This window comes from Neobacillus niacini (assembly GCF_000759675.1).
GTDB lineage: Bacteria > Bacillota > Bacilli > Bacillales > Cytobacillaceae > Neobacillus > Neobacillus niacini_A.
The window spans coordinates 26,565-53,214 of sequence record NZ_BAWM01000098.1 but is presented as its reverse complement, the minus strand read 5'-3'; the positions used below and the strand labels follow the sequence as shown (position 1 = coordinate 53,214).

Genomic DNA, 26,650 nt, shown 5'->3' with positions numbered 1-26,650 from the left:
TATTTTTTCCTTTATTAAAGAAAATGTTCTTAACGATTATGACATTTTTATTCCTTTTTTTACGAAATCACTTTTGTTCATACTTTGTTATTTGTTGCATGGTATGATGGGAATAAGAATATATTTACTCTTACGAGATTACCTTAAAATGAAAATAGGTGATTAATATTTGGAAAAAAATCATTGCCTTTATTGGGATAATATTGATCATTTTTATAGTTGTTCAAAATACCGAAACGTTCCGATTACTTAGAAACGGGGATATGGATTCAATCATACTGTCATTGAAAGATACTTCATTTTCAAAGTTCTTCTTTACCTTTATCATCATGGTGATTCAAAATTCATTTACCATTATTCCTCTCATAATTATCATCACAATAAACTATGCATTGTTCGGTTTCGTTAATGGTCTAATTTGGAGTTGGTTTACAAGTATAATTGCTGCCGGCATTTGGTTTTTTGGAAGTCGTTATTTTTTTAATGATTGGGTACAGAAAAAAACAAATCCCGAACTGCTATCAAGGATGGAACAAAATGGGTTATTATTTGTGTTCCAAGCGAGAATAATTCCATTCGTTCCTACAAGCTTAATCAATATTCTCAGCGGATTAAGTTCTATCACATTTAAACATTTTATTATCGGTACCATGTTTGGAAATCTTATCTTTTTCTTTGTGTTAACCCTTATCCCTGCGGGAGTAATGGAGGGAAATATGGAGCAAAATATCCTCCTTGGTTTAACGCTCGTCCTTGTAGGAATTGTGTTTTTCTATCGCCTTAAGAAAAAACAGAAAAGAAGAAAACAAGTAAATTAAATGAATTTTACCTGTAGCATCTTGCGCAAAGATAAAAATTATTGTACTCTAATATTTGTTTGTTAAATAGATAGTAAAACCTCTTTTTCTTTTTTTGAAAGAAGAGGTTTTTTTATGTAAAAAAGAAGAAAGGGGTGTTTACCATGAGTACAAGCAAAAAAGGGAATCCATGGGCGCTTATACCTTTTGCTGTATTTTTAGTATTATTTATCGGCTCGGGGATTATCACGGGTGATTTTTATAAATTTCCGGTTATTGTGGCGATTGTTTTCGCAGCAGCTGTAACATTAACAATGAATAGGAAAGAATCATTTAATCAGAAGGTGGAAATTTTCACAAGAGGTGCAGGAGAATCAAATATCATGCTAATGGTTATGATTTTCCTGTTAGCGGGTGCTTTTTCCGAGACTGCGAATGGAATGGGTGCAGTTGATTCAACAGTAAATCTGGCACTATCTGTCGTACCTCAAAATCTGTTAATGGTCGGTGTTTTTATTATCGCTTGTTTTATATCCTTGTCTATGGGGACAAGCATGGGAACAATTGTAGCGCTGGCACCAATAGGAGTTGGGATTAGTGAGCAAACGGATATTTCTCTTCCACTTTCAATGGCAGCTGTAATTGGCGGTGCGATGTTTGGGGATAACTTGTCATTTATTTCGGATACAACAATTGCAGCAGTAAGGACACAAGGCACAAAAATGAGGGATAAATTTAAGGTGAATTTCCTTATAGTCCTGCCAGCAGCAATTATTACTTGTGTCATTCTTTCAGTTTTAACAATGGGTGAACAAGCCAATATCAACCAACAACCCTTTGATTGGATTAAGATTCTACCCTATCTAGGTGTGTTAATTACTGCGTTAGCAGGGGTAAATGTATTTTTGGTTCTTGCATTTGGAATCTTGTTTGCTGGGTTAATCGGGTTAGTAGATGGCAGTTATAACCTTATGGAACTCATACAAAAAATTAGCGATGGTATGGCAGGGATGTATGAAATCTCCTTCCTCGCCATTTTGATTGCAGGTATGGTAGAAGTAATTAAGCATAATGGCGGGATTGATTATTTACTCCATCTTGTAACACGGAAGATTAAATCGAAAAAAGGTGCTGAATTTGGCATTGCTGGACTTGTAAGCTTAACTGATCTTTCAACTGCAAATAACACAATTTCAATCATTATTGCTGGACCGCTTGCGAAAAATATTGCCGGTAAGTATGGAATTGATCCACGCAGGTCGGCAAGTTTGCTCGACGTGTTTTCCTGCAGTATTCAAGGGTTAATCCCTTACGGTGCTCAAATGTTGGTTGCTGCAGGGGTTGCGAGTATCTCTCCAGTTAGTATATTAGCCTATTCTTATTACCCAATATTAATAGGGGTATGTGGAGTAGTGGCGATATTATCTGGTTTCCCGCGGTTTACAACAAAAAATGTTGAAAAAAGTAATGCAAAAATAGTCAGCGAAAAGGTTAGTTAATAAGATTACGCTCTGGTCTTGACGATCAGAGCGTTTTTTATTGCTTTATTGGATTGTATAATAAAGTAAATAGTAATTTAACAAATTGTTGAAAAAAGGTGAAGTAAATGAGTGTAGAAATCGTACCAATTGGAGATTCAGCAATTACGATAACTTTTGGTAATGAAATTGATGAGAGTACTCATCACCAAATCAATCAGTTTTTACAGAATTTTAGACGTAATAAAATTGATGGCGTTATCGAGTGTGTACCAACCTATACTTCTATTGCCATTTTTTATGACCCTGCAAAAATAGAATTTAGTCAATTAGTGAAAAATATTTACTCAATTTATGAATCACCCATGGAATCTAGTCCACAAAGACCTATTGTCTACAGGATTCCAGTTTATTATGGTGGGGAGTCTGGACCGGACTTACGATTTGTTGCAGAGTTCAATAACATCAGTGAACAAGAAGTTATCAACTTACATTCAGACAGAGAATATTTAATATATATGATTGGATTTGTACCAGGCTTTCCTTATCTCGGCGGTCTTAATAAAAAAATTGCAGCTCCTCGACTGGAAAAACCAAGAGCAACAATAGCAGCAGGCTCTGTAGGAATTGGCGGCAACCAAACAGGAATTTATCCTACTGAAGTCCCTTCAGGCTGGAGAATTATTGGCATCACCCCATTATCTCTATTTGATATCAAGAATGACAAACCTTCGCAATTATCTGCAGGAAATTATGTAACGTTTTTTCCTGTGAACTATGAAGAGTTTCTTACCATAAAAGAATGTGTAGCCACTAAAAAGTATGAAGTATTGACTTACAAAAAGGGAGCGGAAAAAACATGAGCTTTATTGACCTTAATTGTGATCTTGGAGAAAGTTATGGGTTTTTTAAAATTGGTAATGATAAAGAGATTTTGAAGCATATTTCATCTGCAAATATTGCCTGTGGCTACCATGCAGGGGATCATAATGTGATGATGGAAACGATTAAGTTGGCAAAGAAATATCATGTTAATATTGGTGCACATCCTGGATTCCCGGATTTAATGGGGTTCGGTCGGAGGGAAATGAACATATCCCCAAAGGAAATCTATCATCTAACACTCTACCAAATAGGTGCCTTATCTGCGATGGCGCAAGCTCAAGGGGTTAAGCTTGCCCATGTTAAACCCCATGGAGCCTTGTATAATATGGCTTCTAAGTTACGACCAATTGCTGACGCTATTGCACAGGCTGTTGCTGATTATGATTCTAGCTTAGTCCTTTTTGGTCTTTCAGGAAGTGAACTAATTCAAGCTGGAAAAGGAAAGGGTTTATTAACAACACAGGAAGTGTTTGCTGACAGAACCTATCAGCCTGATGGATCGTTAACTTCTAGAAATGAAAGCAACAGCATGATACATGATATGAAATTTGCAGCACAGCGAATCATTCGAATGGTAAAGGAAGGAAAAGTTACAGCGGCGGATGGAACTGAAATTGCTATAACGGCAGATACAGTCTGTATCCATGGGGATGAACCTGCTGCATTAGATTTTATTAAGGAATTAAAACATGCTTTAACGGAAGAAAATATAGTTATAAGAAAGAGTTGGTCCGAAAGATGAGTACTCCAATCTTTAAAGTAATTAAACCTGGATTGCAAACAACTGTCCAAGACCTTGGTAGATATGGATTCCGTGAATACGGGGTTAGTCCGTCAGGTGCAATGGATACTTATTCTTTGCAAATGGGAAATTTGTTAGTTGGAAACGACTTAGGTGAGGCTGGGCTTGAAGCACCGCTAATTGGACCAGTCCTGTTGGCTTTACATGATGTCTCTATTGCAATTTGTGGTGGGAATCTTTCACCCAAAATTAATGAACAGGAAGTTCCTCTCTGGAAGAGCATATTCATTCAAAAAGGACAAATTCTATCGTTTGGAGAGGTAAAAGAAGGAGTGAGATCATACATATGCATAGCTGGTGGAATTAATGTTCCACTTGTACTCAATAGTAAATCAACGTATTTAACAGGAAAATTTGGAGGTTTTGAAGGCAGAGCTCTAAAAGAGGGGGATACTCTCTATGGGAACCCATTTATTAAGAGAAATAGACAACTGCACGCTAATCTTATTCCTAAATATACGAATCCATTAACCGTTAGATTCATTGCAGGTCCTCATAAAGATAAATTTACTTCATTAGGAATCGAAACATTTCTGAATGAAGAATATTTTATATCACCTAAATCAAGCCGAATGGGGTTTCAATTAACAGGTCCAATAATAGAGCATAGCAGTCCTGCTGATATTATTTCTGACGCCATTCCTTTAGGTGGAATTCAAGTCCCTGCAAACGGGCAGCCTATCATACTTATGGCTGAGCACCAAACAACTGGAGGCTATTCTAGAATAGGAACGGTGATATCTACTGATATCCCACTTCTTGCTCAAGCCCTACCGGGAACCAAGATAAGATTTAAAGCGATCTCCCTACAATCTGCTCAAAATCTGCTAATCGAATGTAGGAAACAGATAAAATGTTTATACTGGTTCTCTAGGTCGTAATACCTTCTGTAAATATGAACTTGAATTCATTTTTAATAGATTTTATGGTATAATGATAGGAATAATAATTGATTAATGAAGGCTACATAAGTTGGTAATAATAACCTAGTCAGAGAATTAGTAGTGGAATTCATTCTCCAGTTTGGTTTTATTAATAAATTTTATTGATAAGGTGTGATTTTGTGACAGAATTAGTAAACGGAAAAGTACAACATCGAAAACTCTCTCTTAGTAAAAAAATCTTTCGAGCGGTAGCCATTACTCTCGGAGCGATATTAATGGCTACCGGTCTAGAGATCTTTTTAGTCCCAAACAAGGTAATTGATGGTGGGGTAACAGGTATATCAATTATGTTATCTCATTTAACAGGTCTTGAACTCGGTATCTTTCTATTCCTATTAAACCTGCCGTTTGTTTATTTAGGATATAAGCAAATGGGAAAAACCTTCGCCATTTCTACTGTTTATGGAATTATTGTTTTATCTGTTTTTACGACATTGTTTCATCCAATACCAGCCTTTACCGATGATATTCTTCTTGCGACTATTTTTGGAGGCATGATATTAGGAATTGGAGTTGGAATTGTTATTCGCTTCGGTGGAGCATTAGATGGTACAGAAATACTATCGCTAGTGATAACTAAAAAAGTGCCATTCTCCGTTGGTCAAATTATTATGTTTATCAACCTTTTTATTTTAGGAGCAGCAGGATTTGTGTTTAGTTGGGATAGGGCAATGTATTCCTTACTAGCTTACGTTATTGCTGCAAAAGCAATTGATACTGTGGTAGACGGCTTCGAGGAATCCAAATCTGTTTGGATTATTAGCGATGAAGCAGAAGAAATCGGAAATGCAGTAAATGCACGCTTAGGTCGTGGTGTAACTTACCTAAAGGGTGAGGGAGCCTATACCGGTGACCATAAGAAGGTTATTTTCAGTATCATCACTCGTCTTGAAGAATCGAAACTGACAACGATTGTTGAGGAAATTGATCCAAATGCCTTTTTGGCGATAGCTGACATCTCCGAAGTTCGTGGCGGTCGCTTTAAGAAACGTGACATCCATTGATGCATATATATTACAAAAAAATCTCAGGGACAAAGTTTCCCTGAGATTTATTTATTATGTACAGGGAAGTTTTGATAAAGAGTAAAAAACCAATTATTGTTTTTGTTAATAATATATTTAAATTTTTAAATAATTCAGAAAAGATATTGACACATTTTTGTCACTAATATAACATTCATATTAAGAGAAAGTTAGTGAGTACTAACAAACATAGTTAGGTAGGTAGAAGGAATATGAGTACTGATGAAAAAATTTTAAAAGTGGCAATTGATATGATTGCGAAAAAAGGATTTAAGGGAGCAACGACAAAACAAATAGCCGAAAAAGCTTCTGTGAGTGAAATGACTCTCTTTAGACATTTTCCGAACAAAAAGAAAATTCTAGAAGCAGCAATTGATCGATACTATTATAGTTTTCAAATGAAGGAACTTTTTGAGCATAAGTTAATTTGGGATCTTGAGAAAGACTTATTGATGATTGCGGAGACCTATCACAAAATTATGAAAAAGAATAAAAACGTTATAAAGATTGCCATTCAAGAAGGGCATAATGTGCCAGGATTACTAGAGCAGGTAAATAAGCACCCAAGGCAATTAAAGGACTTGATTATAAAATATTTAGAAGAGATGAATAAAAGGGAACTGATCATAAACGCGGATTATGAGCTGACAGCTATGAATTTCCTTTATATGAGTTATGGTCTTTTTATATCCCGATCTTTTGTATCAGGTGAAATCATTACTTCACTTTCAGAAGAGGATGTAATTAAAGGGAGTGTACATGTATTTATCGATCATCTAACTCCGAATGGGGTAAGTGAAAAAATTCATTAAACAAATAAGGGAGGAAAAAATATGCATTTATTGATTCACTTAACACACGGTCCAGAGGCACCAACTCAAGCAGACCGGGCTTTCCTAATTGCAAAAACAGCTCTCCAGGATGGACATCAAGCCTCTATGTTTCTTGCAGGAAGTGCCGTCCAATTATTAAAGGAAGATAATCTTGACACTGTGTTTGGAGTAGGGGTAACGGCAACTGAGTTAAGGAATTCTGTTAATGAAATTCTTGAACGAGGGGGACGAATTGTTTTATCACAAGTTTCCTGTGGGGCAAGGGGGATTACGGCAAAGGATCTAGAAGGGAAAAAAGTAGAATTAGGCTCTCCTAGTGTTCTAGTTGAAATGACCACGGCATGTGATAAGGTCATTACTTACGGATAAGAGAGGTGAAGTCGAATGGCAAGAATATGGGAAAAATACTTAGATGACCGTGATGCAAAAATTTACTCAGGCGCCGGATTAGGCACTACGTATGGTTTGGGAAAAAAGCCAGCACTCTTGATAGTCGATGTTCAATATGGATTCACTGGGGATGGACCCGAGGAAATTGAAGATGCGATTAAAGCATACCCAACAAGTTGTGGAACTGCTAGTTGGAAAGCTATTCCGTATATTAGAAGAGTACTAGAAACATTCCGTGAAAAAGGATTTCCAGTTATATATACCATTATTGAAGGAAACAAGAGCGGTGATAATGACCGTGTAGCGATTAAAGGCCAGATTTTCAATCATCCTCTCCTTCTTCAAGGCGAAAAAGGAACGAGGGTAGTTGAGGAGTTAGCACCGAAAAACGGTGAGGTAATTCTATCAAAGAAAAAGCCAAGTGCCTTTTATGGAACACCTTTAGTTTCCCTGTTAACAGCAAAGGGAATAGATAGTGTAATTGTAACAGGATGTACAACTAGCGGATGCGTTAGAGCTACGGTAGTGGACGCTTTTTCAAATAATTATAAAGTAGTGGTTCCGGAAGAATGCGTGTTTGACCGTGGTATTACTACCCATGCTATTAACTTGTTTGATATACAACAAAAGTATGGTGACGTCATACTTACAGAACAAGTAATATCCCTTTTGGAAGCGCTTAAAAATGAGAGGGGGAAGTAAATGATTATTTCAAAGCAGGACGAGAAATTAGTGTTGGTAAGGCAGGATGAACATGCTACCCAAATGGGGAATGTGTCAAGGTTATGGGGGAACGAAAAGTTTCAGAAGCTAGCAAACCATGAATCTGTCAGTCTTGGCATTGAAAAACATGACTCTGGATGGAAACAGCCTGATGATGAAATATTGTTTAACGAAGCTACTAAGCGACCAACCAATTTTTTGGAGGTTAATTTACCACAACATGTTCGTTTCTACGAAATTGGGTATCGAAATACATTAAAACAGGATCCATATGCAGGTATGATGCTAGGAATGCACTGGATTGGTCTATATACAAGTAGATTTGGATATGATCCAACCTTTACTTACAAGGTTTCAGATGATCTGCGAGGCTTCATGAATGATACCATTAACTCTATCCAAAAGGAATGGGTTGATATAAAGCAGCAATATTGGGAAGCTCGGCAGAAACGTAGTGAATTTGAAGATAAAATTTGGATGCAATATGAGTATTTTCAAGTTATGGATCGCTTAGGTTTATTTATGGGACTTAACAATCCTAAAGAGGTTAATGAAGTTATATTAGGCCCAATAAGAATGACAAGAGAAAGCGAACCAGTGCAACTAACAGTTAAATCTAAAGGTAATGGAGAAATACTTATTCATCCATTCCCATTTACAGATGAATTTGATACATCCGTACCTGGAAGAAAAATTGAAGACCGCGATTATGAAAATAATCTTGAAGCAAAAGAAATAGTAGAAGCTGCAGAAAAAGAAGAGATTAATTGGAGAATTGTTGCTAGTTAATCTGACATAATTCGTTTTTTGTATTCAGAATATTGCTAATATAGTAAAAACTAGAAAATGAATATAAAAATTTGACTTCATGTTAGTTGGTACTAACTAACTACAAATGAATGCAGGTGAATGCAGTGAAGGAAGGCTTTATTCTTAAAAATGAATTTGCATATGTATCCGTTCAAATAGACAGGTCTGCTAATGGGGATAGGCTTCTAATACAAGATATCCGAACTGGAAAAAGGTCTTACTTTGATCCCCTTGAATTAGAAAGCCTATTATGGAGCACACATAAGGACCTTACTTCCTTATTAGATCCATCACAAACAAGATGGGTAGATGAAGCAGACGATATTGTATAGTTTTTTAATAGATTAGATTGGCGTTCAGAAAAGGCTGGGAGGGAAAATGTTGAACAAAGTAAAAGCGGCTGTTCTTACAGAAAAAGAAACAATAGAAATAATGGAATTCCCTATCCCTAAAACGGGAGAGAATGATGCCCTGCTTCATGTGGAAGCCTGCGGGGTTTGTGGATTTGACAGTGAAGCCTATTTGAATGGCGGGAATGGGGTTTTTCAACTTCCATGTGTGATTGGTCATGAAATAGTTGGAAGGGTGACAAATTTAGGTCAAAAGGCCGCAGAACGCTGGGGGTTACAAGAAGGGGACCGAGTGGTTGTGGAAGAGTATATCCCATGCGGTGCCTGTAATAATTGTCTTACCGGAAATTATCAACAATGTTTTGATTTACGGTATGGAGCAATGAGAATAGACAATGAAAAAACTGCTTTATGGGGAGGATTTGCAGAATATATGTATCTGCACCCTAATTCTATCATTCATAAAGCGAGTGCAGATGTTTCAGCAGAACTTTTACAATTATATATTCCGATTTCAAATGGTATCCACTGGGTTCAAGAAGTGGGTAATACTAAAGTCGGTGATACAGTCCTTATTCAAGGACCAGGACCAATGGGCTTAGGAGCTGTAATCGGGGCTAAAGAAGCAGGAGCAGGGAAGATTATCGTTACGGGTATGTCGAAGGACGAACATCGTTTGAAATTAGCAAAAGAATTTGGTGCTACGCACACTTTCTTTGCAGATACGCAGGATCTCGTTAAAGAAGTTCATACGGTAACAGATGGAAAAATGGCTGATACCATTATTAATGCAGCAACCGCTCCGCAACAACTGGTAACTGCATTAGACTTAGCAGGACTAAGATCCACCATCGTTCACTCAGGGACAGATGAAAAATTATCCCAAAATCTTATGTCTAATAAAATCACTTGGAAGCTGTTGACCATAAAAGGAGTCCTTGGCCGGCCAAAGAGAGCTGTTGGAGTCGCATTGCGGGTAATTGAATCAAAAAAATACCCTCTTGAAAAGATGGTTACGCATAGTTTTCCGTTCGAAGATGCAGCAAAAGCAGTGAGGATGCATGCATTTGGTGAGGATGGGTGCATTCACGTTGCAGTTGTAAATGAATCTTTAAAGGAAGATAGGTGAAATTAACGATGGGAACGGTGAACATTTCTGATCTGGTTAGAGAAGGCGCAGTCCACGGAGATGTCTATACGGATGAAGCTATTTTTCAAATAGAAATGAGAAAAATCTTTGAAAATACATGGGTATATGTAGCGCATGAAAGTGAGATTGCTAATTCAGGTGACTACAAGACAACTGTCATAGGATCGAATCCGTTGATTGTTACCCGCGACTCTGACACTGATGAAATACATGTTGTATTAAATCGCTGCAGGCATAGAGCAGCAACAGTTTGTCAGCAGGAGCAAGGAAATGCAAACTATTTCCGCTGTGCTTATCATGGATGGACGTATTCTAATAATGGTGATTTAACTGGAATGCCATTTCAGGATGGATATGATGAAAAATTTGATCGCTGTAAAATGGGATTAATAAAAGTTCCAAGGGTTGGAGTATACCAGGGCTTTATCTTTGCTAGTTTATCTGAGGATGTTCCTAGTCTCGAAGAACACTTAGGGCATGCTCGTAAATATATCGATTATGTGGTTAATACTGGACCTGATGGTATTGCCTTAAATGCAGGAGTTCATAAGTACAGCTTTGACGGTAATTGGAAGCTGCAGGTTGAGAATACAATTGACCCTTATCATTTAAGTGTCACCCATCGAAGTTTCTTTAATTTGATAGCAAACAAAACAGGAAAAAAAATTAATTTTTCAAAGATGCATAAGAACGAAAAAATACGTGATTTGGGGAATGGGCATTCCTTATATGAATTAGATGGGGACCTTGGCATTGGTGCATTGCCTTTTAATCTGATTATCTTTCCTAACCTTGGCTTTGTCGGTTCTCAAGTTCGTGTAACTAGACCAATATCAGTTAATAAAACTCATGTCAGCCTGTACCCTATTATGCTGAAAGGTGTTTCTGTAGAAGAGAATGCCAACAGATTAAGAAAGCATGAAGGCTTCTATGGCCCAGCTGGTTTTGGAACGGTAGATGACCTCGAAGTTGGGTTTGATCGAGTGATGGAGGGGCTGAATGCAAAAGCCAATGGAGCAGAATGGCTAGAAATCAGCCGGGGAATGAATCGTGAAGAAATTGATGAAGATGGCATCATTACTGCCACTTCAAGTGACGAGGTATCGGCAAGAGCTTTATACAAAGAATGGCGACGCCTAATGACGAAAGAATAATAGGATGATAGGAGGCATGAAGATGAATGGAGTTCTTATCGACCGTAAGGATGTAGAAGCTTTTCTTATAGATGAAGCCTCTTATTTAAATGATGGGAAATTTAGTGAATGGCTGGAATTATTTACAGAGGACGCCTGGTATTGGATTCCGTCAAATAAAGATAACTATGATCCAAATACACATGTATCGATCATATATGATAACAAAGAGCGGTTGGGTGAACGCGTGTGGCGACTACAAAGTGGTTTGGCATACGGTCAAGAGCCGCAATCGAGAACGAGGCACTTAATCTCCAATATTAAAGTTTTAGATCAAGATGACCAATCCATTACCGTTAGCTCTAATTTTATGATTGTGGAATTAAGAAGGAGTATCCAAACGATTTATTCTGGCAGATTTGAACACAAGCTGAGAATAAACGGGAATGCTTGGAAGATTGCCTCTAAAAAAATAGAGCTGATTAATAATAACGAATTTATCGGAAACTTGAGCTTCTTGTTATAAATGGGAGTAAGTCTTATGAGTAGAGTACCCGTTATCATTTTAAGTGGATTCTTAGGAAGTGGAAAAACAACCCTATTATTAAATTTACTTGAAGAATCAGAGCAAAAAGGAATGACATTTGGAATACTCATGAATGAATTCGGAAAGATGGATGTTGACAGCCACATTATTAATGGGAGAAGTACTGTACCTATTCAATCCTTAAATGACGGTTGTGTCTGTTGCAGTAAAAAAAGTGAACTAATTAATAGTTTTGAAGAACTATTAAGAACTAGACCAAAAGTCATTTTTGTTGAATTAACAGGCTTAGCTAATCCAGAGGAAGTCATGGGTGAATTGTTGAAAAAGGAATTAATTTCCCGAGTTTATGTTAAAAGTGTCGTTACACTTGTGGATGCCGAAATTATATCCAGGATAACATCTTTTGATATGAGGTCGACATATGCAAGACAACTATTTTCTGCTGATTCTATTATCGTAAATAAAATGGATCTTGTAGAGGATTTGCTTAGACCTAAAATTGAAACCTTAATCAAAGAGTTAAATGAGTCTGCTGAAATTCTATTCACCACCTTAGGTCATGTCGGCCTGGATAAACTCCTTAATGTTAATAGGGCCGGTAAAGAAAGCGATCGAAGGGATTCCTTCCAAACTACTGTGGATAATGAGCTGATAGGAGATCAGCCTTCATACGATTACTTATCAACAATAGCGATCCCCGTTCCAATTAAAGTAACTAAGAGAATCATAGAAGAGTATTTCTCACGTCTAAAGCCAAATTTAATTAGGGCAAAAGGTTTTGTCCAATTAGAAGACGACAATAGAAATTATTTAGTTCAATTCACTGGGAATAGAATAAGTTGTGAAGTATTCATGGAATATGAAAGTCATCCATTTATTACATTAATTGGTGTAGATTTAAATGCTAATCAAGCATTTGAGGAATTTTCGAATCTTGTGAAAAAGCCGATTGAAGAACTTTTGACAATAAATTCCTAACGATATAGAACAATAATGTTTAGTGTAACTCCTTTAAATGGTTAATGTTACAATATGTCGTTATTTATATTATTCAGAAAATATCGAATTGTGTATAATCAAAATGTGGGGACTAGCAAAATATTACTAGTCTAGAGCTCATTAATAGATTACAAGGAGTGTTTGAATAGATGAATCTTGAGGGAGAAGCGAAATTTTCAATGGAAGTAAATCAGTTATGGGACTCACTTTTAGATGAAGAAATTCTAAAAAAGGTTATTCCTGGCTGCCATGAATTGATTTTAAATGAAAATGGTGAATACGACGTAGTTTTAAAATTGGGTGTGGCTGCAGTCAAAGGTGAATATGTGGGAAAAGTAAAAATTGAAGGTGTAGATAAACCAAATTACTATATTCTTCATGCCTCTGGTAGTGGATCTCCAGGTCATGTAGTAGCAAAAATGCACTGCAGGTTATTCGAGATGGAAGGTGGATCAAGACTTGAATGGAACTGTGACGCGGAAATAGGCGGAACCATTGCAAGTGTAGGAAACCGGGTTCTTGGTGGTGTAGCAAAATTTTTAGCCGGAAAATTTTTTAAAGATATTCAAAAGGCAGTTAAATCAGCATCCTTAGAAACCCCCATCGATTCTGCAATTAAAATTGATTAATCTCTTCAAATATATCATTAAAACCAATAGTTGCATTTCTTTCCAAATTACTAAATAGCAGAAGAACCTATAAAACTACATTAAAGGTGGTTGTAAAAAGAATGACAAGTCATTACCGAGTAGGACTTATTGTCCCAAGCTCTAATACAACAATGGAAACTGAAATCCCTGCCATGCTGCATGCAAAAATGAAAGAATCTTCCGAAACTTCTTTCACCTTTCATTCCAGCAGGATGAGAATGAAGCATGTATCAAAAGAGGAATTATCAAAAATGGATGTGGAAAGTGACAGATGTGCGGTGGAATTATCTGATGCCCGCTGTGATGTTCTTGCCTATGCGTGTCTTGTGGCTATCATGTGCCAGGGGGCTGGTTACCATATTAGCTCGGAAAAAAGGTTGTACGGTGCAACGGTTGAAAACGATGGTGCTGCCCCAGTAATCAGCAGTGCTGGAGCATTAGTGGAGGGTATAAAAACCATAAATGCAAAGAAAGTCTCCATTATTACCCCATACATGAAACCTTTAACTCAGATGGTAATTGATTATTTGGAACAGAGTGGAATCGAAGTGATTGATTCGATTAGCCTTGAGGTACCGGATAATTTAGAAGTTGGACGATTAGATCCAAATAATCTTCCTGAGATTGCAAAAAAGCTAAATATTAAAGGTGCTGATGCGGTCGTTCTTTCTGCATGTGTACAAATGCCATCGCTTCCAGCGGTCCAAAAGGTTGAAGATGAGCTGGGTATTCCAGTATTAACTGCAGCCACTTCAACGGTTTATAAAATATTAAAGCAACTGGAGATGGAGACATCAGTCCCTAACGCTGGAAGCTTATTATCAGGAAAATATTAAAAATAGAAAAAATGAACCTAGTAAAAGGAGGTCATTATAATGAAGCCCCCAAAGTTCTCCTATCTAAGACCTAATAGTCTCCTAGAGGCTCTTAATATGTTGGCTGAATATGGAGACGATGCCAAGATCATGTCAGGAGGCCAAAGTTTGATTCCTTTATTAAACATGAGGCTTTCAACTCCTGGGTACATAATAGATATTGGCAGAGTAGAAGAATTGAAAGGAATCAGAGAAAAAGAAGATGCCATTGTGATCGGCGGGATGACTCGGCATGTCGATGTTGAAAAGTCAGCATTGGTTCAAGAAAAATGCCCGCTTTTGACTGAAGGGATCCGCTGGGTAGGACATAATCAAATCAGATCGAGGGGAACGATAGGCGGAAGCATCGCCCATGCTGATCCATCGGCTGAGCTGCCATGTATGTTAACCGCCTTAAGAGGAGAGATCGTTATTGTTTCTAGTGAGGAAGAAATGACCTTATCACCTGAGGAATTTTTTCTGAGTTATTTATTAACGTCGCTGGAGCCAAATCAACTCATTAAGGAAATTCGCTTTCCAAAAATCAAAAAGGGAAGTGGATATGCGTTTGAAGAGGTAGCCAGAAGGCATGGGGATTTCGCTTTAGTGGAGGTAGCTGCAGTCTTAGAGCTTGATTATGATGGGACGATAGCTGATGCGAAAATTGCCTTAGGTGGTGCCAACTCGGTTCCTTTTATCCCAGAAGCAACAGAGGAATTTTTAATAGGAAAGCTGCCTGACGATTCCATTATCAAAGAAGCAGCTACTCTTCAATTAGATGAACTGGATCCAGAAGGAGATATACACGGCTCGAAGGAATACCGCCGATATTTATCAGGTGTTTTACTAGAACGGGCATTGTATAAAGCGGTTGAACGGGCTAGGGAAGGAGTAATCGCATGAGCAATTATACCGTCAAAATTAAAGTAAATGGGAAAGTAATAGATAAAGAGATTGAGTCTAGATGGCTATTATCTGACTTTCTTCGAGATAAACTTGGTCTCACTGGAACACATGTTGGCTGTGAACATGGTGTGTGTGGAGCGTGTACGGTATTACTAAATGGTGAGCCTGTTCGTTCCTGTTTAATGCTTGCTGTCCAGGCGGATGGCTTAGAAGTTGAGACAGTGGAATCACTTGCTGAAGAAGATGGTACTTTCCATCCGATTCAACAAGCATTTGCAAACAATCATGCATTACAATGTGGATTTTGTACTCCAGGTTTTCTAATGTCTATGAAAAACTTCATAGAAACTCATCCTGTGTTACCAACAGATGAAGAAATCCGCGAAGCGATCTCTGGTAACCTTTGCCGTTGTACCGGTTACAGCAATATTATTAAAGCTGTGAAAGAGGCATACGCACTGAAATGTTAACAAGGGGGGGATCAAGCGTGAAGCAATTTGTTGGACAAAATGTAAAAAGAAAAGAGGATTACCGACTGCTCACTGGTTCAGGAAGGTTTGTAGCTGATATTCGAATTGAAAATATGGTCGAAGCTGCAATTCTGAGGAGCCCATATGCTCATGCAAGGATTAAAAACATTGATCTTTCCGAAGCGAAACATTATAAGGGTGTCCTTGATGTCATCGTTGCTGCTGATTTAAAAGGAAATGTAAAACCTTTCACTGAATTTGTAGAATTCACCTTCCCTCCGCAGCTAGAAGCTGATATAAAGCCCACGATCAAGAAAAATCCTGAACCAATGTTAGCAGAAGATAAAGTAACATTTGTCGGTCAAGCGGTTGCCATTGTATTAGCAGAAGACCGGTATGTTGCAGAGGATGCACTTGCTTTGATTAAGGTAGACTATGAGCCTTTGCCTGTGGTTACGGACCCTTATGAAACCATAAAGGAAGACGCACTTGTAATCCATCCAGAGCTAGGGAATAATATCCAATCACATTTTGAAGTAAAGGTTGGAGATATTGACCATGCTTTTAGGCAGGCCAATCACATTTTAAAAACAAGAATAAAAACTCCAAGAGTATCAGGGAATCCACTCGAGACAAGAGGAGTCATTGCCGAGTACCAAGAACGTAATCAACAACTTGAGGTTTGGTCATCTACTCAAGTACCATTTATGGTTCGGTCCTATCTTTCAAAGCTAGTGGGGTTGGTCGAAGGCAATATACGTGTTGTAGCCCCAGATGTTGGCGGGGGATTTGGTCCGAAATGTGCCGTATATCCAGAGGAAATTATCATTCCCTATCTTGCCATGAAATACAAGCGCCCAGTTAAGTGGATTGAAGATCGTCTTGAGCATATGCAGAGTACCAGACATTCACGGGATCAGGTACATGACGTTGAAGTTGCTTTTAGAAATGATGGAACCATTATTGGTTTGAAGGATCAGTTTCTCTTAGATAATGGAGCACATAACTCCTTTGCCTTATGTTGTGCCTATAACTCGGCCGCACATTTGCGAGGAATGTATCACATTCCAAATTATGAGATAACTGGCCGAATCGTCTTAACCAATAAAACACCAAACGTACCATATCGTGGAGCAGGCAGACCAGAAGCAGTGTATGTAATGGATAGGATCATTTATATGGTTGCTGATAAGTTAAATCTTGATCCAGTGGAAGTATCGATGAGAAATTTTGTTCGTCCTGAACAAATGCCGTATGAAACAGGTATTTTTTACCGTGATGGTGCAAATATGGTTTTAGAAAATGGGGACTATGTGAAATCTTTACAGCAAGCAATGAAAATAGCGGGGTACGAGGAATTCCGTCAACATCAAGAAGAGGCAAGGAAAAATAACAAATATATTGGCATTGGTTTTTCATCTTATATTGAAGGAACAGGTATTGGTCCGTTTGAAGGCGCTGCGGTCAAAGTTGACACTACTGGACATATTTTGGTTGGCGTGGGCTCTAGTCCTCATGGGCAAAGTCATGAAACCACTCTGTCTCAAATATGTGCCGATGTGTTCGGAGTAAATCCAGAACAAGTATCGGTGCGGGCAGGAGATACAAGTTTGCTTCCATACGGTGTGGGTACTTTTGCAAGCAGGGGTGCTGTTACTGCTGGATCAGCGGTTCATGGTGCTTCCAAACAATTAAAAGAAAAGTTCCTTTTAATTGCAGGCCAAATGCTTGGAGTTTCAATCAATGATCTAGAAATGTATGGTGGTAAAGTATCTTTGAAAAATTCGCCATCCAAATTTGTTACTTTACAAGAAATTGCTCAGGCTGCTAAACCAGGTCCTCGCTGCAAGGTTCCAATAGGAATTGAACCAGGTGCGAGTGCAACCTATTACTTTGTACCTCCAACCGTGACATTTTCATCAGGCTTTCACGTAGCCGTTGTAGAGGTTGATAAGGAAACAGGATTTGTCGGCATCTTGCGTTATATTGTCGTCCATGATTGCGGTCGTGTTATTAATCCAAAGATTGTAGATGGTCAAATTCAAGGTGGAGTTGCACAGGGTATTGGTGGTGCTCTATATGAAGAAATTATTTACGATAAAAACGGTCAATTGGTGACCGGAACTTATATGGATTATTTAATCCCTACAGCAATGGAGGTACCTGAAGTTGAAATGGGTCATCAAGAGTACCTATCTCCTCACAATCCGATGGGGATTAAGGGAGTGGGAGAAGGTGGTGCAATCAGCCCGCCAGCTGCAATTGCAAATGCTGTTTGCGATGCAATGAGACCATTAAAAATAGAAATAAACTCACTCCCAATTAGTCCTAATAAACTAAGAAGTTTAATAGAAGAAGCTGAAAGTGCAGAAAGTGTACTAAATTAACATCATCTAAAAAGTTTATTAGAAATTTTTTTTAATAAATAAACAATATAAGCACAGTGATAATAAAAAATCATATCAAGGGTGAGATTAGCCTTGTTAACAGATCTAACCCTTGACATCTAAATGGAAAGAAAATAATCCATGTATAAAGAATTTAGAGGGAGGCTGAAGATGGAATACGTTATATATGGAATCATTACTGGTTGTATCTTAATCATTGCTTCCATTGGTTTTTCAATGGTTTGGAAAACAGAGAATTTCTTAAATATAGCACATGGCCAAATGCTTTTAATAGGTGCCTATATGGCCTATCTTTTCAAAAGTGTGCTCAACTTTCCGTTTGCTTTGGCCATGATCTTTTCCGTAATCGCTACAGCTGTTTTAGGGCTATTGTTAGCTAAGGTTTTCTATTTTCCAGTACGTAAAAGCGGGATCCTAGTTTTACTATTCACTTCCATAGGTCTTTCTTGGGTAATTTACGGTATCGTTCAGGCGATTGTTGGTCCGCAAATTAGAACATTTGGGCTTGAGACGAGCAATATGATAGAAGTGTTTGGCAGTCAGATTCTCTCGTATCAGGAATTGTTTATTATCCTTATCTCGTTAGCATGTGTCTTTGTCCTTCATTTCATTTTAACAAAAACAAAAAACGGCAAAGGTTTCCGAGCAATGGCAGAAAATCGCGATTTAGCGCAAATAAGGGGAATCAATTCTAAGAAACTATCGAATTACGTTTGGTTGATTTCATCAGGATTAGCAGGATTAGCTGGCATTCTGCTGGCCATGTCCGGTACTCTGAACATGGAATTAGGCTGGCACCAAATTTTGATCATCATGTCAGTCGTTATTGTAGGTGGAATGGGGAATTTATACGGTACAATGCTTGCTGCCTTAATTATCGGACTGAGTATGGATGTCAGCACAATCATTGTCCCTACTTCTTACAGAACAGCCATTGCCTTTATTATTGTCATACTTGTGCTATTAATTCGACCTCAAGGATTGTCAAAAGGAGGTGCACATTAAATGGAAATACTCGTTTTCATATCGGGTATCATTGCCTTAGGCGGGATTTATGCAATGCTAGCTGTGGCATTAAATGTGAATGGTGGAATACTGGGGCTTTGGGATTTAGGGATTGTAGGTTATTTTGCAGTTGGCGCCTATTCCTACACATTGCTTACCATCGAAGCTCCTGAGGGACTTGGTCTTCCGATGATAGCCGGTGTCATTGGTTCGGTCATTATCACAGGATTGCTTAGTTTATTTATTGGCTATATCTCACTTCGTTTACAGAGTGAATATTTATTAATTACAACGTTTGCTTTTGCTGAAATTATTAGAATTGTTGCTGGAAATGAAGAATGGTTAACAAATGGTAATATCGGATTTTTTGGTCTTGATAAACCATTTCAGGAATTTATACCAGGTGCTAATTACATGCTTTTTTTCTCTGGATTAGTACTACTAACTTTGGCCATATTTTATATCTTTGCTCAAAGATTGGCTGATTCCCCAATGGGTCGTTATATGAGGGCTATTCGTGAAAATGAAATCGTTACTCAATCGATTGGAAAGAAAATATATACTACAAAGTTAAAAGTGTTTGTATTAAGTAGTTGCATGGTTGGCTTAGTTGGCTGCTTTTATGTTTGGTACATGTCTATCATTGCGCCGAATATGTTTACCTCAGCTATAACGTTCACGGTTTGGACAGCACTTGTATTAGGTGGGATTGGAAATAATCGGGGAGCTGTTATTGGAGCCTTCGTACTTATTCTTGTACAAGAAGCGACACGCTTTATTCCGGTTCCAGCTGAATATAGTGTTGTTTTAGCTGGATTACGTCAATTTATCTCTGGTATGATGCTGATTCTTGTTCTTCGCTTCCTTCCACAGGGATTGATCGCTGAAAAGTTTAAATCTGTTGAAAAGCTATTTAAATTCCATGATAATTCGATAATCCTTGAACCGAAGGGAGTAGGGAAAAATGCTGCAAGTCAAGGGGCTGAGTAAAAATTTTGGAGGAGTTCAAGCTGTTAAAAACGTGACACTGGAGGTTAATAAAGGGGAAATTGTTGGATTAATCGGTCCTAATGGAGCAGGTAAAACAACCCTTTTTAATATGATCAGTTTGTTTTTAACTTCAAATTCTGGTGAGATTTCCTTCTTGGAAGAAAAAATTGATATTGCCACTCCCGAAGCTGTAGTGGGAAAAGGACTGCTGCGGACCTTTCAGACTCCAGTGGGTTTTCCAAAACTAAGCTTGCTAGAAAACTTAATGGTAGTACCTCCCAATGAAGGCGAAGGAATATTCTCTATCTTCTTTAAAAAGAAGAAAATTACTCGAATAGAGCAGGATCACTATGATAAGGTTTGTGGACTTCTCAGGCAATTTAACTTATATGAGAAACGAAATGAACTTGCTGAAAATTTGAGTGCAGCAGAATTGAAATTGCTGGAATTATGCAGGCAATTAATGGCAAATCCAAAAATAATGTTGCTGGATGAACCAGCTTCAGGCGTAAATCCAATCATGCTCGAAAAAATGGTTCAACACATCTTACGACTTAGAAGTGAAGGTATGACATTTCTTGTAATTGACCATAATCTAGGTTTTATCTATCGGATATGTGACCGGATTTATTGTCTTGCAAATGGGGAGCTAATCGCTTCAGGTACTCCAGAAGAAATTTCGAATAATGAAAAGGTTAAATCTGTTTACTTGGGGGCGAGTTAAAATGAGCTTTCTAGAGGTTAAGGATGTTGTTTCTGGATATGGAAAAATTCCCATTTTACATGGACTCAGTCTCCATGTAAATCAAGGGGAGATGGTTGGAATTATTGGCTCAAATGGAGCCGGGAAGACAACATTAATGCATACCATTAGTGGTTTGCTTCCTGTAATGAGCGGCTCGCTTACCTTTCAAGGTAAGCGGATTGACAATGTAGCCCCAAGTGAGATTTCAAAGATGGGCTTAGGTTATGTTCCACAGCGAAAAAATGTTTTTGCGGAATTAACCGTTTTCGAGAATCTTGAAATGGGTGCGTACACACTTAAAAAACCAAAGGAAAAAATAAATGAGATGTTTGAGATGTTTCCACGTCTAAAAGAACGAATTAACCAAAAAGCTGGAACGTTAAGCGGCGGAGAAAGACAGATGTTAGCTTTAGCAAGTGCATTGATTGTAAACCCTAAATTTCTTCTCCTAGATGAACCGATCACAGGATTAGCCCCTCAAATTATTCAAGGTTTGATCGACATGATTGTTGAAATTCGCGATCAAGGGACAACAGTGGTGTGGGTCGTTGAGGAAAATCCAAAAGAAGTCTTGAAGCATGCAGATCGTGTTTATTTAATGGACTCAGGAATCATTAAAATGGAACGGACTGGAAAACAATTTTTGGAAGAAGAAAATTTCGAAGAACTATTCTTGGGCCACTAAGGGGGAGAAGGAAATGAAAAAAGTATCGATGGCTGCAATTTCAATTTGTACGGCATTAACGGTAATGACTGGTTGTGCAAGCTCTACTGGAAGTTCAGGTGATAGTGGTTCAAATAGTGGCGGGGATATTAATGTTGGATTTTTATCAGGTCTTACTGGCTGGCTCGGGGCATTTACAAAAGAAAATATAAATTCTATTATAATGGCAAAAGATGAAATTAACGCAGCAGGTGGAATCCTTGATGGCAAGAAAATTAATATTATCGACGTAGATACAGCTTCTACTGTTGAAGGCTCAATTAAAGGTTATCAAAAGCTAGTAAATGCGGATAAGGCAGTTGTTGCGATTGGACCTGAAACGGAATCAATGCTAGCTTTGTTAAAAGAAGCGCCAAAATCAAAGGTGCCAATCATGTCAGCTTTTGCAGGTTCAACAGAACTTGATGAGGTTGGCGGTAATTATGCATTCCGAACAGCCGCTTCAGATTCAACGATTGGAGAGGTTCGTGCAAAGGTATTAATTGAGAGCGGAGTTAAAGAAATTGCCGTAATGGTAGGAAACTATGAAGGAGCCCAAAGTGATGTTGAGAGATTTAGAGAAACGTATGAAGGTTTGGGCGGTAAGATTCTAGCAGAAGTAACCTTTAATACCGGTCAGAATACGTACAATGGGGAATTGAAAAAAATCGCAGACGCGAATCCAAAATTAGTGTATTATTCTGGTGCCATTGACACTGCACCAACTATTTTCAAGTCAGCAAAGCAAAGAGGTTATGATTGGGATTGGTATGTAACACCAGACGTTGCTGTACAAGAATTTATTGATGTTATTGGGAAGGACATTGCGGAAGGAATAAAGACCATTATTCCTATGGAGGATGAAAATAACGAAGGTTTCAAACGTTTCAACAAGGACTACGAAGCTAAGTTTAAAGCTAAACCATCTGGCGGATATTACAATGCCAATACGTATGACCTATTAATTGCATCTGCTTTAGCAATGGAAGCAGCGGGTGAAGCAAGCGGAAGTGCAATCAATGAAAAGATCCGTGAAGTCACGAACCCTCCAGGAAAGGTAGTAAATACCTTTGAAGAAGGTCTTAAGGAATTGCGTGCAGGAAACGATATTGACTATCAAGGTACATCTGGTCCAATCGACTTTGACGAACATGGAAACGTATTAGCTTCCTATGCCTTAATGGAAGTAAAAGACGGTGAATGGAAACAAAATGAATTTTTCTCTGCGGATTTTCTTGATTAAAAGTTTCAGAATAATAGAAAAATAAAAAACAAAGAGGCAAAGATCAACAATTTTGCCTCTTTGTTCATTTAAAATGTTGGGAGGTACAAAGAATGAGGAAGGGTGATCTACAACAACTACATATATCTTCATCACCTCGATCCAATGCAGTTCTTCATCCCCAAAACCTTTCGTCAGGCATCGTATCTGGTTTACTGGCAGCCACTGGACCGCCTGTCATCATATTAGAAGCCGCAGCAAATGGTAATTTTACAGATGCCCAAACGGTACTTTGGATGTTTTCTGTCTATTTTTTTGGAGGGCTGTTTAGTGTTGTGCTCCCATTTTATTTTCGTATACCCATCGTTGGCGCCCATTCCATAACAGGAGTTGCTTTCTTAGCTACCATTCCATTACATGTCCCTTACAATCAATTGATTGGCAGTTACATCATATCAAGTCTATTAATTTTTCTTGTGGGCATTTTTGGGTTATTTTCAAAATTCATGAAGTACGTCCCTAAGGAAATTATTGCTGCGATGATGGCAGGAATCATTACAAGCTATGTTGTAAGATTAATCATTTCTATCCAACACCTGCCCCTTATTGGGGGAACCGCTTTGCTTACTTATTTTTTATTTTCAAAGTGGAAATTACGAGTTCCGCCCGTGATAGCAGCCGTTTTCTCTGGATTTATCGTTCTGTTAGTAACATATAATTTTGAATCTGCAGCTGGAAGTACCATTGGTTTTGTAATGCCGCAAATACAACTGCCGGAATTTAATCTATTAACCATTTTTACCATTTCAGTACCCCTTGCCTTATTGATCTTGAGCAATGACGCTGCACCGGGAATCGGCGCGTTAGAACAAAACAACTATAAGCCTCCGATTAATAGAATTGTTACTTTAAGCGGGATCTTTTCTCTTTGTGCAAATATGTTTGGCGGTCAGTCTGCAAATGTTGCGGGAATGATGACAGCTATTTGCTCGGGAGAGGAAACAGGAATGAAAGAAAAAAGATATATAGCAGCCATTGTTTCAGGAGTATTAATAATATTGTTTGGTATTTTTGCCTGGTGGACGGTGCCTTTTATTAAATCATTACCAGGTGATTTTGTATCAATGCTAGCAGGTTTTGCACTCTTTGGAGTTTTGGGGTCCAGCCTTAATTTGAGTTTTTCACAGCCTAAAATGCTGGTGAGTGTTACGTTTACCTTTGTTATTGCTATGTCAAACATAAGTGTATTTTTTATTAGTGCACCTGTATGGGCATTAGCAGGTGGTACTCTTATTGCAAATTGTGTTGAAAAGAAAAAGGAAAAGCAGGCCGGAAAGGGGTGAATTTATGGGAAAGGCTGCTATAAGTGGGGTGGAAAATAAGCTTAAATTTTATTATGGATAGGGAATAAACTTTTCTATAAATTAGAAAGGTTCATTTTTTAAAGAAAAAACAATGTAGACGTGGTATTATTTAGTAGGACATCTATTAATAGCGATTTATATGGGAACAGTAGATGGAGAATTGATAGTTTTCAGAAAAGGGGATTCATATGGGAACAGACAAGAAAAGAATCGAGAAGGATTTCCTAGGACAAAAAGAGATACCGATTGATGCGTATTACGGGATACAAACAATAAGGGCCGTGGAGAATTTCCCTATTACAGGATACCGCATTCATGAGTCCTTAATTAAAGCGCTTGCAATGGTAAAAAAAGCAGCAGCAATTGCTAATATGAATACAACACGATTGTATAAAGATCTTGCTGGTGTCATTATACAAGCAGCAGATGAGATTATTGCTGGAAAGTGGGACGACCAGTTTATTGTGGATCCGATTCAGGGTGGTGCGGGTACATCTATGAACATGAATGTCAATGAGGTCATTGCCAATCGTGGACTCGAATTACTTGGTCATGCTAAAGGTGACTATTTTCATTTAAGTCCTAACACACATGTAAATATGTCACAATCTACGAATGATGTATTCCCGACAGCTATACATATTTCAACGCTAGCACTACTAGAAAAATTACTAATCACTATGGAAGATATGCAGAAAGTATTTAAACAAAAAGCTGTCCAGTTTGAGAAGGTAATTAAGATGGGACGTACTCATCTTCAAGATGCCGTTCCTATTCGTCTTGGACAAGAATTTGAAGCATATTCTCGGGTCCTTACTCGGGATATCAATCGTATTAAACATACTCGAGAGCACTTATTGGAAGTGAATATGGGAGCTACTGCTGTAGGAACTGGTTTAAACGCAGATCCTAAATACATTAAGGATGTAGTTAAACAGCTTGCTGAAATCACTGGTTTTCCTCTTGTAAATGCTGAGCATTTAGTGGATGCCACTCAAAATACGGATGCGTATACAGAAGTTTCGGCAGCTCTGAAAGTATGCATGATGAATATGTCGAAAATAGCAAATGACCTTCGCTTAATGGCTTCGGGTCCTCGCGCAGGTCTGGGAGAAATTCGCCTTCCTGCTCGTCAGCCAGGTTCGTCGATTATGCCAGGTAAGGTAAATCCAGTCATGCCAGAGCTAATCAATCAAATTGCCTTTCAGGTTATTGGAAATGACCACACCATTTGTCTTGCGTCAGAAGCTGGTCAACTGGAACTAAATGTAATGGAACCTGTTTTAGTATTTAACCTACTTCAGTCTATCAGTATTATGAACAACGGATTCCGTGCCTTTACGGAACATTGCTTAGCAGGCATTGAAGCAAATGAAGAACGCCTAAAAGAATATGTAGATAAGAGCGTGGGAATCATTACCGCGGTAAATCCGCATCTTGGATACGAAGTGGCTGCACGAATTGCTAGGGAAGCAACCATTACGGGGAAATCTGTTCGAGAATTATGTTTACAGTATGATGTATTAACAGAAGAGGAATTAGATATTATCTTGAATGTCCATGAAATGACTGAGCCTGGGATTGCAGGAGAAGAACTCCTAGATAGAGATTAAAAGCTATCTGAGATAAAAAATGTATTTCAGTTTTTATCTATTCCGGTCACAATGAACAATCAAATGTGACCGGTTTTTCAATTTTTATAAGATTTTGGTCATCAATAAGGCTCATAGGTGACCGTTTTTTCTTTACCTATATAGCTACTGGTCACCAATAAGGCTCATAGGTGACCGTTTTTTCTTTACCTATATAGCTACTGGTCACCAATAAGGCTCATAGGTGACCGTTTTTTCTTTACCTATATAGCTATTGGTCGCCAATAACCTCCATTAGTAAACGTTTCTTATTCCGCAAATAACAACTAAGTTGTTTAACAAAGAAAAATAGACTTATTGTTACATTTAATTGGCTGTTATGGTATGAAGTTCTTTAAAGGAATTTCGGATGATATCCCCACGACTTATAATGCCAACTAAGATCCCATTTACGCTCAACAGGCACTTTTTTAATTTGCTTTTTCCTAGAATGGCAGCAATGTTTTCAACATCCTCATCCCAAGAATCTTTAATAACCTTTCTTTTAGCAATTTCCAACACATTTAAACTTAATAGTCTTTGCTCTCGTTCTTCAAAATTTTCATAATCTCCATTTATCACGAATGGATAGTAAAAAGAATCTATAACTTTGTCCGAATGCTTCTCGATGTACCGCATGATATCTCCATCACTAATAAAAGCGACTACTTCATTTCTATCATTAACAACAGTGAGTCCGCTGATCCGGTAATCAATAAATTTTTTAATCACTGACTGAACCGTATCCGTATCCTTTACCTTGTGAACGTGGTTGATCATTATTTAATGAGCTTTTACAAAAATCCTCCTTAAACACAAAAAAAGTTGTTTGGATA

Annotated in this window: 28 protein-coding genes; 27 read left to right on the top strand and 1 reads right to left on the bottom strand. The window is 38.0% G+C overall.

Annotated features, from left to right (window positions below; genetic code table 11):
• Positions 1-158 precede the first annotated feature (158 nt).
• The 27 genes from TR08_RS22245 (at position 159) to aspA (ending at position 25,796) form a co-directional block, all read left to right on the top strand.
• Positions 159-818, top strand: coding sequence for a TVP38/TMEM64 family protein (locus TR08_RS22245; protein ID WP_045521933.1), 660 nt, complete (start codon positions 159-161; stop codon positions 816-818).
• 143 nt (positions 819-961) lie between these two features.
• A complete protein-coding gene (locus tag TR08_RS22240; RefSeq protein WP_045521931.1) occupies positions 962-2,296 on the top strand; it encodes a Na+/H+ antiporter NhaC family protein in 1,335 nt (444 codons plus the stop codon).
• 107 nt (positions 2,297-2,403) lie between these two features.
• Positions 2,404-3,138, top strand: a complete 735-nt coding sequence (gene pxpB, locus TR08_RS22235) for a 5-oxoprolinase subunit PxpB (protein ID WP_045521929.1) — start codon at positions 2,404-2,406, stop codon at positions 3,136-3,138.
• Positions 3,135-3,902 (top strand): LamB/YcsF family protein, encoded by a 768-nt coding sequence (locus TR08_RS22230; protein ID WP_045521927.1) that lies wholly within the window; start codon positions 3,135-3,137, stop codon positions 3,900-3,902. Before pxpB ends, TR08_RS22230 begins: the two co-directional genes overlap by 4 nt.
• Positions 3,899-4,843 (top strand): biotin-dependent carboxyltransferase family protein, encoded by a 945-nt coding sequence (locus TR08_RS22225; RefSeq protein WP_045521925.1) that lies wholly within the window; start codon positions 3,899-3,901, stop codon positions 4,841-4,843. Before TR08_RS22230 ends, TR08_RS22225 begins: the two co-directional genes overlap by 4 nt.
• Positions 4,844-5,025: 182 nt before the next feature.
• Positions 5,026-5,910: a YitT family protein gene (locus TR08_RS22220; RefSeq protein WP_045521923.1), complete on the top strand. Its 885-nt coding sequence runs from the start codon at positions 5,026-5,028 to the stop codon at positions 5,908-5,910.
• 233 nt (positions 5,911-6,143) lie between these two features.
• Positions 6,144-6,743 (top strand): TetR/AcrR family transcriptional regulator, encoded by a 600-nt coding sequence (locus TR08_RS22215; protein ID WP_045521921.1) that lies wholly within the window; start codon positions 6,144-6,146, stop codon positions 6,741-6,743.
• 21 nt (positions 6,744-6,764) lie between these two features.
• Positions 6,765-7,133, top strand: a complete 369-nt coding sequence (locus TR08_RS22210; RefSeq protein WP_052427583.1) for a DsrE family protein — start codon at positions 6,765-6,767, stop codon at positions 7,131-7,133.
• 15 nt (positions 7,134-7,148) lie between these two features.
• Positions 7,149-7,856 carry an isochorismatase family protein gene (locus tag TR08_RS22205; RefSeq protein ID WP_045521919.1) on the top strand — a complete coding sequence of 236 codons (708 nt, stop codon included), beginning with the start codon at positions 7,149-7,151 and terminating at the stop codon, positions 7,854-7,856.
• Positions 7,857-8,666, top strand: coding sequence for a DUF3891 family protein (locus TR08_RS22200; RefSeq protein ID WP_045521917.1), 810 nt, complete (start codon positions 7,857-7,859; stop codon positions 8,664-8,666). It abuts the gene before it with no gap.
• Between the two features lie 125 nt (positions 8,667-8,791).
• Positions 8,792-9,019, top strand: coding sequence for a hypothetical protein (locus TR08_RS22195; RefSeq protein ID WP_202964981.1), 228 nt, complete (start codon positions 8,792-8,794; stop codon positions 9,017-9,019).
• 49 nt (positions 9,020-9,068) lie between these two features.
• Positions 9,069-10,166 carry a zinc-dependent alcohol dehydrogenase gene (locus TR08_RS22190; RefSeq protein WP_052427582.1) on the top strand — a complete coding sequence of 366 codons (1,098 nt, stop codon included), beginning with the start codon at positions 9,069-9,071 and terminating at the stop codon, positions 10,164-10,166.
• Between the two features lie 8 nt (positions 10,167-10,174).
• On the top strand, positions 10,175-11,341 hold the full coding sequence (locus TR08_RS22185) for an aromatic ring-hydroxylating oxygenase subunit alpha (protein WP_045521912.1): 1,167 nt from the start codon (positions 10,175-10,177) through the stop codon (positions 11,339-11,341).
• Between the two features lie 22 nt (positions 11,342-11,363).
• Positions 11,364-11,846 carry an aromatic-ring-hydroxylating dioxygenase subunit beta gene (locus TR08_RS22180; protein ID WP_052427581.1) on the top strand — a complete coding sequence of 161 codons (483 nt, stop codon included), beginning with the start codon at positions 11,364-11,366 and terminating at the stop codon, positions 11,844-11,846.
• A 15-nt stretch (positions 11,847-11,861) separates the two neighbouring features.
• A complete protein-coding gene (locus TR08_RS30485) occupies positions 11,862-12,845 on the top strand; it encodes a CobW family GTP-binding protein (protein ID WP_052427580.1) in 984 nt (327 codons plus the stop codon).
• 170 nt (positions 12,846-13,015) lie between these two features.
• Positions 13,016-13,495, top strand: coding sequence for an SRPBCC family protein (locus TR08_RS22170; protein ID WP_045521908.1), 480 nt, complete (start codon positions 13,016-13,018; stop codon positions 13,493-13,495).
• Between the two features lie 101 nt (positions 13,496-13,596).
• Positions 13,597-14,352, top strand: a complete 756-nt coding sequence (locus TR08_RS22165; RefSeq protein ID WP_045521907.1) for a maleate cis-trans isomerase family protein — start codon at positions 13,597-13,599, stop codon at positions 14,350-14,352.
• A gap of 39 nt (positions 14,353-14,391) precedes the next feature.
• Positions 14,392-15,273 (top strand): FAD binding domain-containing protein, encoded by an 882-nt coding sequence (locus TR08_RS22160; RefSeq protein ID WP_045521906.1) that lies wholly within the window; start codon positions 14,392-14,394, stop codon positions 15,271-15,273.
• Complete coding sequence (locus TR08_RS22155) at positions 15,270-15,746, top strand: (2Fe-2S)-binding protein (protein WP_045521905.1); 477 nt, start codon at positions 15,270-15,272, stop codon at positions 15,744-15,746. Before TR08_RS22160 ends, TR08_RS22155 begins: the two co-directional genes overlap by 4 nt.
• A 17-nt stretch (positions 15,747-15,763) precedes the next feature.
• A complete protein-coding gene (locus TR08_RS22150; protein WP_052427579.1) occupies positions 15,764-18,133 on the top strand; it encodes a xanthine dehydrogenase family protein molybdopterin-binding subunit in 2,370 nt (789 codons plus the stop codon).
• A 171-nt stretch (positions 18,134-18,304) separates the two neighbouring features.
• Positions 18,305-19,159: a branched-chain amino acid ABC transporter permease gene (locus TR08_RS22145; RefSeq protein WP_052427578.1), complete on the top strand. Its 855-nt coding sequence runs from the start codon at positions 18,305-18,307 to the stop codon at positions 19,157-19,159.
• The gene (locus tag TR08_RS22140) at positions 19,160-20,149 is read left to right on the top strand and encodes a branched-chain amino acid ABC transporter permease (protein ID WP_052427577.1); all 990 of its coding nucleotides are present in this window, start codon (positions 19,160-19,162) and stop codon (positions 20,147-20,149) included.
• The gene (locus TR08_RS22135; RefSeq protein ID WP_045521902.1) at positions 20,124-20,873 is read left to right on the top strand and encodes an ABC transporter ATP-binding protein; all 750 of its coding nucleotides are present in this window, start codon (positions 20,124-20,126) and stop codon (positions 20,871-20,873) included. The genes TR08_RS22140 and TR08_RS22135 overlap by 26 nt, the downstream gene beginning before the upstream one ends.
• A 1-nt stretch (position 20,874) precedes the next feature.
• A complete protein-coding gene (locus tag TR08_RS22130) occupies positions 20,875-21,579 on the top strand; it encodes an ABC transporter ATP-binding protein (protein ID WP_045521901.1) in 705 nt (234 codons plus the stop codon).
• 13 nt (positions 21,580-21,592) lie between these two features.
• Positions 21,593-22,840 (top strand): ABC transporter substrate-binding protein, encoded by a 1,248-nt coding sequence (locus tag TR08_RS22125; protein WP_045521900.1) that lies wholly within the window; start codon positions 21,593-21,595, stop codon positions 22,838-22,840.
• 92 nt (positions 22,841-22,932) lie between these two features.
• Positions 22,933-24,162, top strand: coding sequence for a benzoate/H(+) symporter BenE family transporter (locus tag TR08_RS22120; protein ID WP_052427576.1), 1,230 nt, complete (start codon positions 22,933-22,935; stop codon positions 24,160-24,162).
• A gap of 209 nt (positions 24,163-24,371) precedes the next feature.
• The gene (gene aspA / locus TR08_RS22115) at positions 24,372-25,796 is read left to right on the top strand and encodes an aspartate ammonia-lyase (RefSeq protein WP_045521899.1); all 1,425 of its coding nucleotides are present in this window, start codon (positions 24,372-24,374) and stop codon (positions 25,794-25,796) included.
• Positions 25,797-26,141: 345 nt separating this feature from the next.
• Here the strand turns inward: aspA and TR08_RS22110 are convergent, their stop codons facing one another.
• Positions 26,142-26,594, bottom strand: a complete 453-nt coding sequence (locus TR08_RS22110; RefSeq protein ID WP_045521898.1) for a CBS domain-containing protein — start codon at positions 26,592-26,594, stop codon at positions 26,142-26,144.
• Positions 26,595-26,650 lie beyond the last annotated feature (56 nt).

Excerpts from the sequence above, each read along its gene's own strand:
- TR08_RS22240 (WP_045521931.1), top strand. The coding sequence starts at position 962 with ATGAGTACAAGCAAAAAAGGGAATCCATGGGCGCTTATACCTTTTGCT.
- pxpB (WP_045521929.1), top strand. The coding sequence starts at position 2,404 with ATGAGTGTAGAAATCGTACCAATTGGAGATTCAGCAATTACGATAACT.
- TR08_RS22230 (WP_045521927.1), top strand. The coding sequence starts at position 3,135 with ATGAGCTTTATTGACCTTAATTGTGATCTTGGAGAAAGTTATGGGTTT.
- TR08_RS22225 (WP_045521925.1), top strand. The coding sequence starts at position 3,899 with ATGAGTACTCCAATCTTTAAAGTAATTAAACCTGGATTGCAAACAACT.
- TR08_RS22215 (WP_045521921.1), top strand. The coding sequence starts at position 6,144 with ATGAGTACTGATGAAAAAATTTTAAAAGTGGCAATTGATATGATTGCG.
- TR08_RS22210 (WP_052427583.1), top strand. The coding sequence starts at position 6,765 with ATGCATTTATTGATTCACTTAACACACGGTCCAGAGGCACCAACTCAA.
- TR08_RS22205 (WP_045521919.1), top strand. The coding sequence starts at position 7,149 with ATGGCAAGAATATGGGAAAAATACTTAGATGACCGTGATGCAAAAATT.
- TR08_RS22200 (WP_045521917.1), top strand. The coding sequence starts at position 7,857 with ATGATTATTTCAAAGCAGGACGAGAAATTAGTGTTGGTAAGGCAGGAT.
- TR08_RS22185 (WP_045521912.1), top strand. The coding sequence starts at position 10,175 with ATGGGAACGGTGAACATTTCTGATCTGGTTAGAGAAGGCGCAGTCCAC.
- TR08_RS22180 (WP_052427581.1), top strand. The coding sequence starts at position 11,364 with ATGAATGGAGTTCTTATCGACCGTAAGGATGTAGAAGCTTTTCTTATA.
- TR08_RS30485 (WP_052427580.1), top strand. The coding sequence starts at position 11,862 with ATGAGTAGAGTACCCGTTATCATTTTAAGTGGATTCTTAGGAAGTGGA.
- TR08_RS22170 (WP_045521908.1), top strand. The coding sequence starts at position 13,016 with ATGAATCTTGAGGGAGAAGCGAAATTTTCAATGGAAGTAAATCAGTTA.
- TR08_RS22165 (WP_045521907.1), top strand. The coding sequence starts at position 13,597 with ATGACAAGTCATTACCGAGTAGGACTTATTGTCCCAAGCTCTAATACA.
- TR08_RS22160 (WP_045521906.1), top strand. The coding sequence starts at position 14,392 with ATGAAGCCCCCAAAGTTCTCCTATCTAAGACCTAATAGTCTCCTAGAG.
- TR08_RS22155 (WP_045521905.1), top strand. The coding sequence starts at position 15,270 with ATGAGCAATTATACCGTCAAAATTAAAGTAAATGGGAAAGTAATAGAT.
- TR08_RS22145 (WP_052427578.1), top strand. The coding sequence starts at position 18,305 with ATGGAATACGTTATATATGGAATCATTACTGGTTGTATCTTAATCATT.
- TR08_RS22140 (WP_052427577.1), top strand. The coding sequence starts at position 19,160 with ATGGAAATACTCGTTTTCATATCGGGTATCATTGCCTTAGGCGGGATT.
- TR08_RS22135 (WP_045521902.1), top strand. The coding sequence starts at position 20,124 with ATGCTGCAAGTCAAGGGGCTGAGTAAAAATTTTGGAGGAGTTCAAGCT.
- TR08_RS22130 (WP_045521901.1), top strand. The coding sequence starts at position 20,875 with ATGAGCTTTCTAGAGGTTAAGGATGTTGTTTCTGGATATGGAAAAATT.
- TR08_RS22125 (WP_045521900.1), top strand. The coding sequence starts at position 21,593 with ATGAAAAAAGTATCGATGGCTGCAATTTCAATTTGTACGGCATTAACG.
- TR08_RS22120 (WP_052427576.1), top strand. The coding sequence starts at position 22,933 with ATGAGGAAGGGTGATCTACAACAACTACATATATCTTCATCACCTCGA.
- aspA (WP_045521899.1), top strand. The coding sequence starts at position 24,372 with ATGGGAACAGACAAGAAAAGAATCGAGAAGGATTTCCTAGGACAAAAA.
- TR08_RS22110 (WP_045521898.1), bottom strand. The coding sequence starts at position 26,594 with ATGATCAACCACGTTCACAAGGTAAAGGATACGGATACGGTTCAGTCA.